The sequence below is a fragment of the Vagococcus sp. AM17-17 genome, from assembly GCF_003471765.1.
In the GTDB taxonomy this organism is placed as follows: Bacteria; Bacillota; Bacilli; order Lactobacillales; family Vagococcaceae; genus Vagococcus; species Vagococcus teuberi.
Genome location: NZ_QRJY01000002.1, coordinates 25,030 through 40,340 on the forward strand (window position 1 = coordinate 25,030; position 15,311 = coordinate 40,340).

The following is a 15,311-nucleotide window of genomic DNA, read 5'->3' on the forward strand; positions in this document are numbered from 1 at the left end:
TTATGAGATCGGCGCTATTTTTTTGCTAAATCTAGTAATTCTTTCGCATGTTCTTTCGTCAGCTCAGTAACATCTGCCCCTGAAAGCATACGCGCAATTTCATTCACTCGCTCACTATCAGCCAACTCACTAACTTGTGTTTGTGTACGGTTATCTTTAACCAATTTTCTAATAAAATATTGAGTATCTGCTATTGCTGCTACTTGTGGTAAATGGGTAATACATAATACTTGAGAGTGTGAACCAATCTGATGAATTTTTTCAGCAATTGCTTGCGCCACTCGACCACTTACTCCCGTATCAACCTCATCAAACACAATACTAGTAATGGATTGTGTCGTTGAAAAAATAGTTTTTAACGCTAACATAATTCGTGACAATTCCCCACCTGAAACAATTTTAGTTAATGGTTTTAATGACTCGCCAACATTGGTCGACAAATAAAACTCAGCTTTATCTATTCCATTAATCGTTAAATCAGTTTGCATAAATGCTACTTCGAAAACCGCTTGTTCCATATACAAACTAGCCAATTGAGACATGATATTTTCTTCTAATACTTTTGCGACTTGATGTCTTTTTTCGCTAAGTTTTAATGCTATCCCCTGTAATTCTTGCTCCATTTCTATTAACTGTTCTTGTAATTTAGTCACATCTGTTGTGGTATCTAGTTGTGATTCTAACTCTTGGGTAATTTCTTCAAAATATGCAAGCACTTCTTCTACTGTCTCGCCATATTTTCTTTTTAATTGCCTAATAATATCGAGTCGATTATCAATCACAATTAATCGCTCATCATCCATTTCTAATTGTTCTAAAGATGTGTTGATTCTCCCTGTTGCTTCTTGCAAAGAATAGTATGCTGTACGCAATAACTCCGTCGTTTCAGCATATTCTGTATCAATAGACTCTATTTGTTCCATCTCGGTCATTGCTGCGCCACTTAAGCTCACAGCATTGATTTCTTCATTGTCTAAATACTGATAGGCTTTCTTTAATGAATCCATTATTTTTTGAAAGTTTACTAATCGACGTCTTTCTTCTATTAAAGATTCTTCTTCACCAACAACAAGTTGAGCTGTTTCGATTTCTTTATATTGAAATGTCAGCATGTCCATGCGTTGAACAAATTCTTTTTCATTATTCAATAGATGTGTCACTTTATGTTTTAATTCATCATACTTCTGATATTTTTCTTGATACATCTCTTTCAGTTCTTTTACATCACTTGGAGCATATTGATCTAGTAATCTTAGGTGGTTTTGAACTTGCATTAATTCTTGATGCTCGTTTTGTCCATGGATATCAACTATAAAAGGACCAATCTCACGCAGAGTTTTGGTGGTAACTAATTGCCCGTTAATTCGGCAATTATTTCTCCCTGTGCGATATATTTCACGCTGAATAACTAATTGACCATCTGCTGGTTCTATCCCATTATCTTCTAAAAATGTAGCAACTTTTTCATTATCTGAAACAAAAAATGACCCTTCAATCCGACATCTCTCTGCACCATCTCTTATATAATCAGCTGAACCACGACCACCAACGATTAATCCCATCGCATCTATAATAATCGATTTCCCCGCGCCTGTTTCACCTGTCAGCACTGTCATTCCTTCTTTAAAAGGAATCGTTAAATTAGAAATAATTGCAAAATCTTGAACTGTTAATTCTTGAATCATGTCGCTTCTCACCTCTTATGTCATAGATAAAATTTCTCTTTCTAACATACGTGCCTGTTCATTCGTTCGTGTAATAATCAGTAATTTATCATCATTAGCAACAACGGCAAACAAACTATCCTCATACACAAATTCAACAAGTTTTCCTATAATGACACCCACTCCTGGCTCTAATTGCAAGTTCACCAAATTATCCATTATTTCGACTTTTATAAATGATGTTTCAATCATTTTTTCCAAGCGACGTTTTTCTGATGTGTCATTTTTAGGAAGGTAATATCTGAATTCTCCATGCTCATCCACTTGTTTAATCAAATTCAACTCTTTTATATCTCGAGATACTGTCGCTTGAGTCACAGGAATACCGCGTTCTTTTAATAAAATAACTAACTCTTCTTGTTTGCCAACACTTTCTTCCAATATGATTTGTTTGATTAACTTTTGTCGTTCAGATTTTCTCATGTTCGACCTCTCTTATCCATTTAACTGAGCATGAGCTCTTTCTACTAATTGAGCAGGAAGTTCTTCTCCTAAATAGTTACCTACTTCTTCACAAGGTTTTAAATAAGCAAGAAATTCAATATTGCCCTCCCCACCTGTTATAGGCGAGTAATCTAATTGCATAACATTAAACCTTGAGTCTGTCATCATGTCTATCATTCTATTCAATACATCAACATGAACTTTTTTGTCTCTTACTATGCCTTTTTTACCGACTTGTTCTTTTCCAGCTTCAAATTGCGGTTTGATTAAAGCAACTACTTCTCCATCATTTGAAATAATATCACGCAACACAGGGATTATTAGCTTTAATGAAATAAATGAAACATCTATCGTGGCAATTGTCGGTTGACCTAATTTAAAATCAGCTAATTTTGAATACCTAAAATTAGTTTTTTCCATCACTTCGACACGTTCATCTTGACGAAGTTTCCATGCTAATTGATTTGACCCAACATCTAAAGCATAACTCATCATAGCTCCATTTTGTAAGGCTACGTCAGTAAATCCGCCTGTCGACGAACCTATATCTAATAAGATTTTGTTAGAAAAATCAATATCAAATACCTCTATTGCTTTTTCAAGTTTCAATCCGCCGCGAGACACATATTTCAATACTTGACCTTTTAAACGTAATTCAGTCGTGATAGGTATTTTTTCACCAGGTTTATCGTATCGAATATTTTTCTCATCACATACCAAACCAGCCATCACTGTTCGTTTGGCTTTTTCTCTTGTCTCACACAATCCTTGTTGTACTAAAAGAACGTCTACTCGTTCTTTGCCGACTTTTTCTTTCATTATATTTCCTTCAATTCTTTTAATATTTCATCTAGTAACGTTTGAGTATTGTCTATTCCCAATTCAATTTTTGTTCGGCGCAATGCTTCTTTGGCTATGTCACATTGTGTATAAAACGCTTCTTTGGCTTCTTCTAACCCTAACAATGACACGTAAGTTGATTTGTTTAATTTTTCATCACTACCAACGTGTTTCCCGATAACATCCTCATCACCAATCACATCCAATAAGTCATCACGAATTTGAAATGCAATTCCAACAGTCGTTGCATAAGTCATCAACTCGTTTTCAATGATGGGGCTTACACTTGCTAACACACATGCCATCTCAACAGCAGATTTTATCAGTGCTCCCGTTTTCTTCTCATGAATCAATTGCAGTTCGGCAAGTAACACAGATTGCTCTTCTGCTTCTATGTCTTCAACTTGACCAGCTATCATACCTTTTGTCCCAGCACTACTAGATAGAATTTCTACCAACTTAACTAATTTAGTTGCTTCTATCTTCGCACTAGAAAGCAGATGAAAAGACTCCGTTAATAAGCCATCGCCTGCCAAAATAGCCATGGCTTCGCCAAATTGTTTATGATTGGTTGGTTTTCCTCGTCGTAAATCATCATCATCCATCGCTGGCAAATCATCATGGATTAACGAGTAGGTATGAATCATTTCTAAAGAACTTGCGACTTTATATTCTTCATTAGTAATTGGGTAATCAACTAAGGATAACGTCGCCAAAAATAAAAGTGGACGGAATTTTTTCCCACCAGCTTTTACCGAATAACTCATAGAGTCATACAAGTCTTCACCTATTGTTTCTTTTTTTAAAAATGTACAAATGGTTTGTTCAATGATTGGTGCATGTCGTGTCACAAAATCAGTGTATGTCGACATATTTAGTCTCCTTTTGCTTCAAAATCAATTTCTTGACCATCTTGACTCATTACTTTAGTCAGTGTTTTTTCGGCATTTGCTAATGTCTTTTGACACTCTTTACTTAACTCAACTCCTCGTTGAAACTTTTCCAATGCCGTTTCTAACGGTACATCTCCTGATTCTAGTCCTTTAATGATTTGTTCAAGCTCTTCCATTGACTCTTCAAATGTTTGTTTTTCTTTACTCATGCTTTCCCATCACTTTCTATCTCTTTTACTTCTGCTTGTATCTGGCCATCTGATACATTCAATATCATCTCATCTCCAATTTTAACATCTGAGACACTTTTTACAATATGATTATTCTTAGTCACATAACTATACCCTCGCCCCATTGTCTTAAGTGGACTCAGTAAATCTAGTGATTCAGTCGTTTGATAAAGAGATTGCTTTTTATCACTAATGAGTTGATACATTGCTCTGTGTAAATTCTGTTCCAAGAATTCTCGTTCTTGGTGACGTCGTTTAATTAATTCAGACGGATTTTTTACCATCAATCTTTCTGATTGCTTTTGCCATTTCACTTGCTTTTCATGTAACTGAGTGCTCATAGTCTGTTTCAAACGTCGATCTAAATTATCTAATTGTAAATAAAATGCTTCATACAATCGATTTGGTTGTTTAAATATGACTGACTCACTCACTTTTTCAAATCGAGCACGTTTATGTTTTAATTGATTATCAAGTGCATGATACAAGCGTGATTGCTTTTCTCGAATTTTAAGTAACTCTTCTTGTAACACAGGTACTGCTAGTTCTGCTGCCGCTGTTGGAGTTGCCGCTCGTACATCTGCCACTAAATCGGTCAACGTAGTATCTGTTTCATGTCCCACAGATGAAATAACCGGTGTTCTCGCTTCAAAAACAGCACGAACCACTTCTTCTGTATTAAATGACCACAAATCTTCAATAGAGCCTCCACCACGACCAACAATCATCGTATCGAAATTGTCAATAGCATCTACTTCTTTGATTCGTTGTGCAATTTCTCCTGCAGCATCATCTCCTTGAACTTTTGTCGGAAATAATACTAACTGTGCAATAGGATAACGTCTTTGTATCGTGGTCATAATATCTTTAATAACCGCGCCACTCGGACTTGTGATAACTGCAATTCGTTTGGGATACTTCACTAATGATTGTTTATGTGTTAATTTAAACAATCCTTCTTTTTCTAGTGATGCTTTTAGTTGTTCATAAGCTTGATACAAAGCACCTACTCCATCTGGTTCCATATGATCAATATAAATTTGATAATTACCAGACGCCTCATAAAGAGAGAGGCGACCAACCACTAAAACTTTCATCCCCTCTTCAGGAGTAAATTTTAGTTTTTGGTATGCCCCTTTAAACAGTACTGCTGAAATTTTAGCCTTATCATCTTTCAAGCTAAAATATTGATGACTATTTACTCTTGCTCTAAAATTTGATACTTCACCAGTCAAATACACTTTTTCTAAATATGGGTCTGCATCAAATTTACGTTTTAAATATTTTGTTAATGCTGTGACCGTTAAATAATCACTTGTTGTCATGGCTTTCCTCTCCACAATGTTTTCTACCTTGATACATCGTTTGTTCCATTAGCATAGTTATTGTCATTGGACCAACGCCTCCTGGAACCGGCGTAATCGCACTAACTTTAGGTAACACGTCTTCAAAATCTACATCCCCAACTAGTTTACCATCGCTATTTCGATTCATCCCAACATCAATGACAACTGCTCCTTCTTTTACATAATCAGATGTAATAAACTCAGCTTGTCCAATTGCCGCAACTAATACATCTGCTGTTAATGTTTCTTCTTTTAAATTCTTAGTTTTTGAATGAGTAATAGTGACAGTAGCATCTTCATTTAACATCATGTGCATTAAAGGTTTTCCAACGATATTACTTCTACCAATTATCACAACTTTTTTTCCAACCAACTCAATATTATACTCTTTTAGTAATGTAATAATACCAAAAGGCGTGCAAGGATGCATATCAGGATCCCCGACAAAAAGTTTTCCTACATTAAGTGGATGAAATCCATCCACATCTTTTTTAGGATCAATAGCAAGTAACACATTCTCCTCATCAATATGTTTAGGTAATGGTAGCTGTACTAAGATACCATCCACTGTTTCATCTTGATTATACTCTGCAATGATGTCTAACAACTCTGCCTCACTAACTGCTTCATCTAGTCTTCTTACTACTGAATGGAATCCGATTTTTTGGGCTGATTTTTCTTTATTTTTCACATATACTTTACTAGCACTGTCTTCTCCTATTAGAATTACTACTAGTTTGGGTATACGGTAACCTTTACTTTTCCAATCTACCACTTCATTAGCTAAATTTGCTTGCATTTTATTGGCTAATGCTTTCCCGTCTAAAATTACTGTCATCGTCTCCATCCCTTCATTTTTTAATTACGTTCTATTTTAACATACTTGCTTCTAATAAATAAAAAACTACTCATAACAATACACCCTAAAACTTTAGAGGTGCGTTTATTATAATTAGTTCTTATTATACTATGAATATTAATTTCGACAATAAAAATTACTAGCCATTTTCATTTGTATTTACTTCTTCTATAATACTCTCAGCTTTTTCTAGTTTGCCACCTTTTTCATTACTTGCTTTTGTTAAGCGTGTAAGTTCTTTGTCTAAATCTTCTTTTTCAACTGTTAAATCATTTAATTTCTCAAGAACCGCATTCTTTTCTACATCGTAGCTATTACTTGATCTTAGTATTTTTTAACTTCTCCAGTATAGTATGATTCCATTTCAGCGATTTCCGCTTCTCTATATGCATCTTTTGCTGCTAAATTTTTCTTTTGCGTTTCTATAGTAGCTTTTAATTCCTCAATTTGTGTTTCTAAGTCAGTCTTCTTTTCATTAAGCTCACCAATTGCTTGTTCTTTACTTTTGATTAATTCTGTAAACACTTCTTTTTCCGATAATTCGCTCTCAAGCTTATCGGCCCTTTCTTTTAACTTACCATCTCTTGAAAGATCACCCACCTAACAAAATAGAAATCCCATGAAATCAACGTTATAATTAACGGATTTCATGGGTTTTTTTCTATTTTAAGACTTTTGGGTCAGCCTCTTTGTTAATTATTTTTGACTTTCGATATCGTTCAAAACAGATGATAATACACCATTAATAAAACGTTTAGATTCTTCATCACTATACGTTTTTGCTAATTCCAACGCCTCATTCAACGATACTTTATTGGGTACATCTTTTAAATATAACATTTCAAAAATAGCCAGACGTAAAATAATCAAGTCAGCTTTCGCTAAGCGATTAATTTTCCAGCCTTTTAAATGCTTTTCGATGATTGAATCTAGCATAGTCTGTTTTTCCATGATTCCAGTAACAACTACTTCCAAATAGGTTGGAATCACTAAATCTTCTTCTTCTAACTCAAATTTTTCATCCATCAATGATAACGTATAAGAAATCGAGTCAATGATTGCTGCATCTTCTTGGTACATCATCGAAAATATCGTCTGAAAAGCTACTTCTCTTAACTGGTGTCTTGTTAATCCCACTCTAATCTTCCTCATTTTCTGAATCAAATAATTCATTTAAATCTGGTAATGTTGTTTTTTCTGGCACTACACCTACAACATGCACATTTACTTCTGCTATTTCTAAATCTGTCATATAAAAAACTTGCTGTTTTACTTTTTCTTGCATATCAATGGCTGTCTTAGGAACAGAGACACCATAATTTAAAAAGCAATACAGATCTAGTGTTATTTTTCCTGAATCGTTTGTTAAATACACCCCTTTATCATGTACAGAACTTCCAAAAAGTTCAGCAACATTAGATGCTAAGTTACCGCGCATGCCATAAACACCAGATACTTTTGATGCAGCAATACCTACAATAACTTCTATCACTTCAGGAGCAACAACAATTTCTCCGTCAATTGCTTGGTTTTGGTTACTTAATACCAAATTTTTATTTTCTGACATTAAACTTCCTCCTTTAGTCTATCACTATGCACGAGAAACATATGAACCATCAGATGTATTAATAATCAAACGGTCACCCTCACTAATAAAGAAAGGTACTTGGACAACTAAACCTGTCTCCATTATAGCAGGTTTTGAGCCTCCTGATGACGTATCTCCTTTAATTCCTGGTTCTGTTTCTTTGACTTCTAATTCTACCGTATTTGGAAGATTTATTCCAATAGTTTCTGTGCCATACATCATAATATGACACTCACTGTTTTCCAATAAATAATTTAATTCATCCTCAATGGTTTCAAATGGTAATTCTAACTGTTCATATGTATCCATATCCATGAAAACATAACTACCACCAGATTCATAAAGATACTGCATTTTTTTATTGTCAATTTGTGCCTTTGCTACTTTTTCTCCTCCGCGAAATGTCTTCTCAGCAGTATTGCCATTTCTTAGATTTTTAAGTTTGGTTCTCACAAATGCAGCACCTTTTCCAGGTTTAACATGTTGAAACTCAATTACTCTATATATATTACCATCAACTTCAATTGTTAATCCAGTTTTTAAATCATTAACTGATATCATAGCGGCCTCCTAAACCTTTGTGACTCACAAAAATTTCTATAAAATAATAAGCTCTTTTGGAGAGTGTGTCAATCGGTCGATCCCATCTTCTGTTACTAACATGTCATCTTCGATTCGAACCCCACCAATCCCCGGTAAATAGATGCCAGGTTCATTTGTAATGACATTACCTGGAACAAATGTTTTTTCAGCTAATTTAGACACATTAGGACCTTCATGAATTTCTAAACCAATACCATGACCTGTCGAATGCCCAAACGCTTCGCCGTACCCTTTGTCAGTAATGTAATCTCTTGCAATCGCATCAAGTTCCACACCTGTCATACCTGGTTTAGCTTTATCTAAAACAAGTTGCTGTGCGTCTTTAACAACTTGATAGATTTCTTTTAATTTTTCACTTGGTTCACCCAAAGAAATCGTACGAGTCATGTCTGATACATAGCCATTATAGTAGCAACCAAAGTCTATTGTAATAAAATCTCCTACTTCAATTTTTTTATCACTCGCCACTCCATGAGGCATTGCTGAACGCAATCCACTTGCTACAATTGTATCAAATGATACACCGCTTGCTCCTAAACTTCTCATATAAAAGTCTAATTCATTAGCTACTTGAATTTCTGTCATGCCGGGTTTGATATAAGTCAAGATATGCTCGAACGCAGCATCTGCAATTTGACAAGCTTTACGAATTGTTTCAATTTCTGCTACGTCTTTCACTTCACGTAGTGTTTCAATCATACCAGTAACAGGGACTAAATCTACATTCACTAACTCTTCAAGGACAATATATTGGAAAAATGACACTGTTTGTTCTTCAAATGCCATGTTTTGTGCTGCAGAACTATTAATTAAATCAGCTGCTACATTAAACACTGGTTCAACATTTTTCACAATTTCATACCCTTTACATTGTTCGCTTGCTTGTTCTGTATATCTAAAATCCGTAATGAAATAGGCTTTATCTAGTGTAATCAACGCTACACCCGTCGTTCCTGTAAAACCAGTTAAGTATCTTAAATTATATGAATTAGTAATTAAAAAGCTATCTATTCCACGTTCTACCATTTTACTTCGTAATTTTTCTACACGTTCCATCATTTACGTCGCCCTCTTTCATTATGCTACTTTTTATTATAACAAACTTATGAGTGAAATAAAATCAAACGCAACAAAAAAAGCAACCTACTCTATTGAATAAGTTGCTTTAATTAGTAAATTATTTAGCCACTGGATAAACAGATACTTGTGTTTTTTCGCGTCCTTTGCGTTCGAAACGAACAACTCCGTCCACTTTTGCATACAATGTATCATCTCCACCACGACCAACGTTTTCACCTGGATAAATTTTTGTTCCGCGTTGACGGTATAAAATTGATCCACCTGATACAGTTTGACCATCAGCACGTTTAGCACCTAAACGTTTTGATCTTGAATCACGACCGTTAGTAGTAGAACCTCCACCTTTTTTATGGGCGAATAATTGTAGATTCATTTTTAACATGGATTTGCACCTCCTTGACTAAGTTTAACTTGTATAAACGCTTGATTATCAGCTTCGATTGAGCGTAACCCAATCAATAAACTGTGAACCAAAAGATTTGTTATATCAATTTGTCTATCTGATAAAGACTCTAATCTTTCAAAATAAAGATACCCTGATTCCATATCATAGATGGGCGTATAACCTGCTAACTCATTAATACTATTTATCGTATTAATAGATAAAGCAGAGGCCGCAGCACACACGATATCATAGCCAAAAGGCCCTGATTCAGCATGTCCATCCATTTCAAATGATAAAAACTCACCGGTCTCAGTTTGCTTAAATTTAGCCTGTATCACAAGCATACCTACTTTCTAAGAATTAGGCATTAATTGCTTCAATCATAACTTTTGTATAAGGTTGACGATGACCTTGTTTACGATGACTATCTTTTTTAGGTTTGTATTTGTAAGTTACAACTTTCTTTTGTTTTCCTTGTTTTTCAACAGTTCCTTCAACAGTTGCTCCTTCTACAAGTGGTGTACCAACTTTTGTTGATTCTCCACCTACTAAAACGACTTCATCAAACACAACTTTACCGCCAGCTTCTACGTCTAATTTTTCAACGTAAATTGCTTGACCTACTTCTACTTTAACTTGTTTTCCACCAGTTTTTACAATAGCGTACATGTTTGTTCCGCACCTCCTTCTCTTTACTTAGACTCGCCGTCACAAGCGACTCGCGTTCTTAATACTTGTTTCGTGCGGTTGTAGTTGTGGTGCACACAAATACAACATTAACATGGTACCAAAAAAAACGAGAATGGTCAACAACTTTTGACCATTCTCGTTAAATTTAGATTGTTTCTGATACAAAAAAGTCTGATAATCCAACTTCTATGAATAATTCAGAACGATACATCTTAGAAACCATTGCTGCAATATAATGATTAGCATAAATTTGTCCTTCATTCACCCAAGCGTTTGCAATACCTAACAATGAGTAAACAACAAAGTTATTCACTAATTCTTTTGGCATCTTTCTAACTGGGATAGAGTTACCATAATTTACATGAGCTAAGACATAGTCGTATAAACGTTCGCTAAACAGCACACGATAGTCTTCTGCATCGTTTTCATTAAGCAGCGTGATAAAAAACTCTGGTGAGTTACCAATATAAGAAAACACTTTATCTAAAACAATTCTTGGAATTTGTTTCTCGTCATCGCCTTGATAAGGTACATACTCAATGACTGATTCATAGAAATCTTCAATAATTTCTTCCATAATCGTCTCAATAAATGTATCTTTATCTCGGTAATGTAAATAAAAAGTTCCTCTGGTAACACCTGCTTGATTAGTTAAATCTTTAATATTCATCTCGCTTAAGCTACGAGTTTTTAATAAATCTAAAAAAGCCTGTCTTAGTTTTTTACGAGTTTTAATGACTCGTGGATCAATTTTCCCCATATTGTATATTCCCCTTACACCTAAATTAATTGTTATATTGTTTAATTTCCCCATAATATCAACAATACTTTTGTAAGTATACATCATACTTCTACTTTTTGTCTAGTATTTTTAATTTTCGTTTGTTTATCATCCATTTTTTCTTTTAATTTTCCTTTTAGGTCAAGTTTTTTAATGACAATTTTTTTATTAAAAAAACTGTTGACTATTCTCTAAAAATTGTTTATGATTATTCTGTTGTTTAAAACAGCATATACTTTTAATCATCCAGTCGCAGTAGCTCAGCTGGATAGAGCATTCGCCTTCTAAGCGAACGGTCGGGGGTTCGAATCCCTCCTGCGACGTTATTTAAACCAGTTGATAAGGTTTTTATCAATTGGTTTTTTTATTGTCTTAATATAACAAAAAAAAGAATGTGTATCCACCACATTCTTTAATCAACTATTAAATTCACTTCTTCAACTTCTTTTGAAATCATCAATACGCCATCACCTAGTGGCAAGATCGTCACTGATAAATCGTCATGGCCAAGTACAGCATCATACAATTTATTCAATTTTCTATAAATTGTTCTTTGACTTTTAGGAATGTCCTTTATGTCGTGCATGACTGTTCCTGCTTGAAATACATCATCAATCATAATCACGCCACCTTCTTTCACCAATCTTAAACAATCTGGTAAAAATTCAATGTATTTTGATTTAGCACTATCCATAAAAATAAAATCAAACGGTCCATCAAGTGTTCCTAAAATATCTTTAGCGTCCCCCTCAAGTAGTGTTACTTGATCTTCTATTCCTAGTTTTTCGAATGTTTTTTTTGCTCGTCTAATCATGACATCAAACCGATCAATCGTCGTAACATGACTATCTGGACCCATAGCATCAATCATCAGACTAGCCGAAAAACCTATCGCTGTTCCTACTTCTAATACATTTTTGGCTTTTATTTGTTTTAAAAAGAAACGCAGAAACGTAGCCGTCTCATTAGGAATAACTGGCACTCCTGTTTCTTTTGCTTCTTGTTGGATTTCTCCAACTTTTCCACCCATTTCAGGCTGTCTATATCTAACTAAATCGATTATCTCGTCTTTTAACACTGGACGATACATCATTTCATTTCTCATTTTTATCACCTTTCCAATCCTTTAAAATTATACAAACTTTTTCTTCATTTGACAATTAGGTAAATTTTACTAATTGGTATAGATTGACTAATATAACTCTATATACTACTATTAACCTAAAAAAGAAAAGGTATAGGGATTATGGAAGAACAAAATAAATATCTTGATTTACTCTACAAACAATACAAAAATAAAGAAAACATCATTAGCGAAATCATAAATTTGAAAGCGATTCAAAATTTACCTAAAGGAACAGAACACTTTGTTAGTGATTTGCATGGAGAGTTTAATGCCTTTCAACATTTACTACGTAACGGATCTGGAAACGTTAAGGAAAAGATAAATGATGTCTTCAATAACGAGTTAACGGATAAAGAAAAACAAATACTTGCTTCACTCATCTATTATCCAGAACAAAAACTCAAACACATTGAAAAACTAATTGACACTAATTGGTATAGACAAACAATTGATCAGCTCATTCGATTAATTAAATTTAGTGCAAGTAAATATACTCGTTCAAAATTAAGAAAATCGTTACCTAAACGTTTTTCTTACATTATTGAAGAACTTTTATATCAGGTTAAAACAAATACTGATAAAAAAGAATACTATAACCAAATCATATCAGATGTTTTAACGCTTAAACGAGGAAACGCTTTAATTATTGATTTGTGCTACACCATTCAACGACTTGTTATAGACCATCTCCATGTTGTCGGCGATATTTACGACAGAGGACCTGAACCTGATAAAATCATTGACGGCTTAATTGATTATCATTCTGTTGATATACAGTGGGGAAACCATGATATTATTTGGATTGGAGCAGCTGCTGGATCACCGTTATGTATGATGAATATTATTCGAATATCCGCTCGTTATAATAATTTAGATATAATAGAAGATACTTATGGCATTAATTTGCGACCACTACTTACTTATGCTGAAAAATATTACCTAGATAACGAAGCCTTTAGACCAAAACCAACACCTGAAACCTATTCTTCTAAAGAAGAACTGTTAGAAACAACTAAAATGCATCAGGCTGCAGCTATCTTACAATTCAAACTAGAAGAACAATTAGTTCAAAGACGACCTGAATTTGATATGGATCACCGTAAACTATTGTCACATACAAATTTTGACCAGTTGACTGTCTCGATAAAAGGAAAAGAATATCCTTTAACTAATACTTGTTTTATGACAGTCAATCCTGACAATCCTTCAGTACTTACACATGAAGAAGAAGATATCATCGAAAGACTGATGCAAAACTTTATCCACTCTGAAAAACTAAAACGTCATACTGATTTTTTAGTCAAAAAAGGAAATATGTACTTGGTTTATAATGATAACCTACTGATACATGGTTGCGTTCCCTTAAATAAAGATGGTTCTTTAAAAGAATTTAAACTAACTGACGGGTCATATAAAGGAAAAGAACTGCTAGATTTCTTTGAGACAAGCCTTAGAAAAGCTTACACCAATCCAGAAACATACGATGATTTTGATACAGACTTATTATGGTACTTATGGTCTGGTGAGAACTCTTCTTTATTTGGAAAAAAAGAAATGACGACTTTTGAGCGTTACTTTATTGAAGATAAATCCACGCATATTGAAGAAAAAAACGCTTATTACACGCTTAGAGAAAACGAAGAAACGATTTCCTTTATTCTATCGGAGTTTGGTCTCTATAAAGATGATAGCCACCTTATAAATGGTCATACGCCAGTGAAAGAAATTAAAGGTGAGACGCCAATTAAAGCCGGTGGTAAAATGTTAGTGATTGATGGTGGGTTTTCAAAACCATACCAAAAGACAACAGGAATCGCAGGATACACCTTACTGTACAATTCATATGGTATGCAATTAGTCGCACACAAACCATTTTCTTCTGTAGAAGAAGTGATTTTACAAAATGATGACATTGTTTCTATCAAACGTATTGTTGATAGACCCGTTGAAAGAAAATATGTTCGCGATACAACGATTGGTTCAAGTTTACAAGGACAAATAAATGATCTGACAAAATTATTAAATTTTTTACCATACTAAACAAAAAAGCCTTAGAAAACATTCAATGTTTTCTAAGGTTTTTTAAATTATTTAGCTAAAGCAGCTTTTGCTTGGTCCGCTAATGTTGTAAATGCTTCTGCATCATGAATAGCGATATCAGCTAACATTTTACGGTTCATATCAATGTTTGCTAATTTTAATCCATGCATGAATTTAGAGTAACTTAACCCATTCATACGAGCTGCTGCGTTAATACGAGCAATCCATAATTTACGGAAGTTACGTTTTGTTTGACGACGATCTCTAAATGCGTATGTATAAGAAGTCATCACTTGTTCTTTTGCTGTTTTATATAATGTATGTTTTGAGCCATAGTAGCCTTTAGCTAACTTAAGCACTTTTTTACGACGTTGGCGAGTTACTGTTCCACCTTTTACACGTGCCATGATAATTCCTCCTTGAGTTGTTCAATATTTCAGTATATGTTTTTAGTTATTATCAAAAACTAAAAATTATTTCATGCGAGTCAATTGTTGACGGATACGTTTGTAATCGCCTTTTGATACCATTGCTGGACGACGTAATTGACGACGTTGTTTTTTAGTTTTTCCATGGAAACGGTGACTAGTAAATGCGCGATGTCTTTTAAGTCCTCCACCACCAGTACGTTTTACACGTTTTGCTAATCCACGGTGTGTTTTCATTTTTGGCATGTTATTTT

The 15,311-nt window shown here is 34.2% G+C and carries 20 protein-coding genes, 1 tRNA gene and 1 other annotated feature; of the genes, 2 read left to right on the forward strand and 19 right to left on the reverse strand.

Going from position 1 to position 15,311, the window contains the following annotated elements; genetic code table 11:
- Positions 1-14: 14 nt before the first annotated feature.
- From recN to DW196_RS03885, 16 genes are all read right to left on the reverse strand, one after another.
- Positions 15-1,685 (reverse strand): DNA repair protein RecN, encoded by a 1,671-nt coding sequence (gene recN, locus DW196_RS03810; RefSeq protein ID WP_118250266.1) that lies wholly within the window; start codon positions 1,683-1,685, stop codon positions 15-17.
- 15 nt (positions 1,686-1,700) lie between these two features.
- The gene (locus tag DW196_RS03815; RefSeq protein WP_071456400.1) at positions 1,701-2,147 is read right to left on the reverse strand and encodes an arginine repressor; all 447 of its coding nucleotides are present in this window, start codon (positions 2,145-2,147) and stop codon (positions 1,701-1,703) included.
- Positions 2,148-2,159: 12 nt separating this feature from the next.
- Positions 2,160-2,987, reverse strand: a complete 828-nt coding sequence (locus tag DW196_RS03820; RefSeq protein ID WP_118250268.1) for a TlyA family RNA methyltransferase — start codon at positions 2,985-2,987, stop codon at positions 2,160-2,162.
- The gene (locus DW196_RS03825) at positions 2,987-3,880 is read right to left on the reverse strand and encodes a polyprenyl synthetase family protein (RefSeq protein WP_118250270.1); all 894 of its coding nucleotides are present in this window, start codon (positions 3,878-3,880) and stop codon (positions 2,987-2,989) included. The genes DW196_RS03820 and DW196_RS03825 overlap by 1 nt, the downstream gene beginning before the upstream one ends.
- A 2-nt stretch (positions 3,881-3,882) precedes the next feature.
- The gene (locus DW196_RS03830) at positions 3,883-4,110 is read right to left on the reverse strand and encodes an exodeoxyribonuclease VII small subunit (RefSeq protein WP_071456397.1); all 228 of its coding nucleotides are present in this window, start codon (positions 4,108-4,110) and stop codon (positions 3,883-3,885) included.
- Entirely contained in the window at positions 4,107-5,456 is a 1,350-nt protein-coding gene (gene xseA, locus DW196_RS03835) for an exodeoxyribonuclease VII large subunit (protein ID WP_118250272.1), read from the reverse strand. Before xseA ends, DW196_RS03830 begins: the two co-directional genes overlap by 4 nt.
- The gene (gene folD / locus DW196_RS03840; RefSeq protein WP_118250274.1) at positions 5,443-6,315 is read right to left on the reverse strand and encodes a bifunctional methylenetetrahydrofolate dehydrogenase/methenyltetrahydrofolate cyclohydrolase FolD; all 873 of its coding nucleotides are present in this window, start codon (positions 6,313-6,315) and stop codon (positions 5,443-5,445) included. Before folD ends, xseA begins: the two co-directional genes overlap by 14 nt.
- Before the next feature lie 345 nt (positions 6,316-6,660).
- Entirely contained in the window at positions 6,661-6,936 is a 276-nt protein-coding gene (locus DW196_RS03845) for a hypothetical protein (RefSeq protein ID WP_118250276.1), read from the reverse strand.
- A 96-nt stretch (positions 6,937-7,032) separates the two neighbouring features.
- Positions 7,033-7,473, reverse strand: a complete 441-nt coding sequence (gene nusB / locus DW196_RS03850; RefSeq protein WP_233541912.1) for a transcription antitermination factor NusB — start codon at positions 7,471-7,473, stop codon at positions 7,033-7,035.
- A gap of 1 nt (position 7,474) precedes the next feature.
- A complete protein-coding gene (locus DW196_RS03855) occupies positions 7,475-7,903 on the reverse strand; it encodes an Asp23/Gls24 family envelope stress response protein (RefSeq protein WP_071456393.1) in 429 nt (142 codons plus the stop codon).
- 24 nt (positions 7,904-7,927) lie between these two features.
- Complete coding sequence (efp, locus tag DW196_RS03860) at positions 7,928-8,485, reverse strand: elongation factor P (RefSeq protein ID WP_071456392.1); 558 nt, start codon at positions 8,483-8,485, stop codon at positions 7,928-7,930.
- 36 nt (positions 8,486-8,521) lie between these two features.
- A complete protein-coding gene (locus tag DW196_RS03865; protein ID WP_187363575.1) occupies positions 8,522-9,586 on the reverse strand; it encodes a Xaa-Pro peptidase family protein in 1,065 nt (354 codons plus the stop codon).
- Between the two features lie 118 nt (positions 9,587-9,704).
- A complete protein-coding gene (gene rpmA, locus DW196_RS03870; RefSeq protein WP_071456391.1) occupies positions 9,705-9,989 on the reverse strand; it encodes a 50S ribosomal protein L27 in 285 nt (94 codons plus the stop codon).
- Complete coding sequence (locus DW196_RS03875) at positions 9,983-10,330, reverse strand: ribosomal-processing cysteine protease Prp (RefSeq protein ID WP_079347366.1); 348 nt, start codon at positions 10,328-10,330, stop codon at positions 9,983-9,985. Before DW196_RS03875 ends, rpmA begins: the two co-directional genes overlap by 7 nt.
- 22 nt (positions 10,331-10,352) lie before the next feature.
- The gene (gene rplU, locus DW196_RS03880; RefSeq protein WP_071456389.1) at positions 10,353-10,661 is read right to left on the reverse strand and encodes a 50S ribosomal protein L21; all 309 of its coding nucleotides are present in this window, start codon (positions 10,659-10,661) and stop codon (positions 10,353-10,355) included.
- Between the two features lie 19 nt (positions 10,662-10,680).
- Positions 10,681-10,751: a sequence feature (ribosomal protein L21 leader region), on the reverse strand.
- Positions 10,752-10,827: 76 nt separating this feature from the next.
- Positions 10,828-11,526: a TetR/AcrR family transcriptional regulator gene (locus DW196_RS03885; protein ID WP_158563509.1), complete on the reverse strand. Its 699-nt coding sequence runs from the start codon at positions 11,524-11,526 to the stop codon at positions 10,828-10,830.
- Positions 11,527-11,712: 186 nt separating this feature from the next.
- Here DW196_RS03885 and DW196_RS03890 point away from each other — a divergent pair.
- Positions 11,713-11,786, forward strand: a tRNA-Arg gene (locus DW196_RS03890).
- Positions 11,787-11,875: 89 nt separating this feature from the next.
- Here the strand turns inward: DW196_RS03890 and DW196_RS03895 are convergent.
- On the reverse strand, positions 11,876-12,568 hold the full coding sequence (locus tag DW196_RS03895; protein ID WP_118250280.1) for an O-methyltransferase: 693 nt from the start codon (positions 12,566-12,568) through the stop codon (positions 11,876-11,878).
- A gap of 141 nt (positions 12,569-12,709) precedes the next feature.
- Between DW196_RS03895 and DW196_RS03900 the strand changes: the two genes are divergently transcribed.
- Complete coding sequence (locus tag DW196_RS03900; protein WP_118250282.1) at positions 12,710-14,629, forward strand: fructose-1,6-bisphosphatase; 1,920 nt, start codon at positions 12,710-12,712, stop codon at positions 14,627-14,629.
- Between the two features lie 47 nt (positions 14,630-14,676).
- Here DW196_RS03900 and rplT read toward each other — a convergent pair whose 3' ends face one another.
- Together rplT and rpmI are read right to left on the reverse strand one after the other, a co-directional pair.
- Positions 14,677-15,036 carry a 50S ribosomal protein L20 gene (gene rplT, locus DW196_RS03905; protein ID WP_071456385.1) on the reverse strand — a complete coding sequence of 120 codons (360 nt, stop codon included), beginning with the start codon at positions 15,034-15,036 and terminating at the stop codon, positions 14,677-14,679.
- A gap of 66 nt (positions 15,037-15,102) precedes the next feature.
- Positions 15,103-15,303, reverse strand: a complete 201-nt coding sequence (gene rpmI, locus DW196_RS03910) for a 50S ribosomal protein L35 (protein ID WP_071456384.1) — start codon at positions 15,301-15,303, stop codon at positions 15,103-15,105.
- Positions 15,304-15,311: the final 8 nt, after the last annotated feature.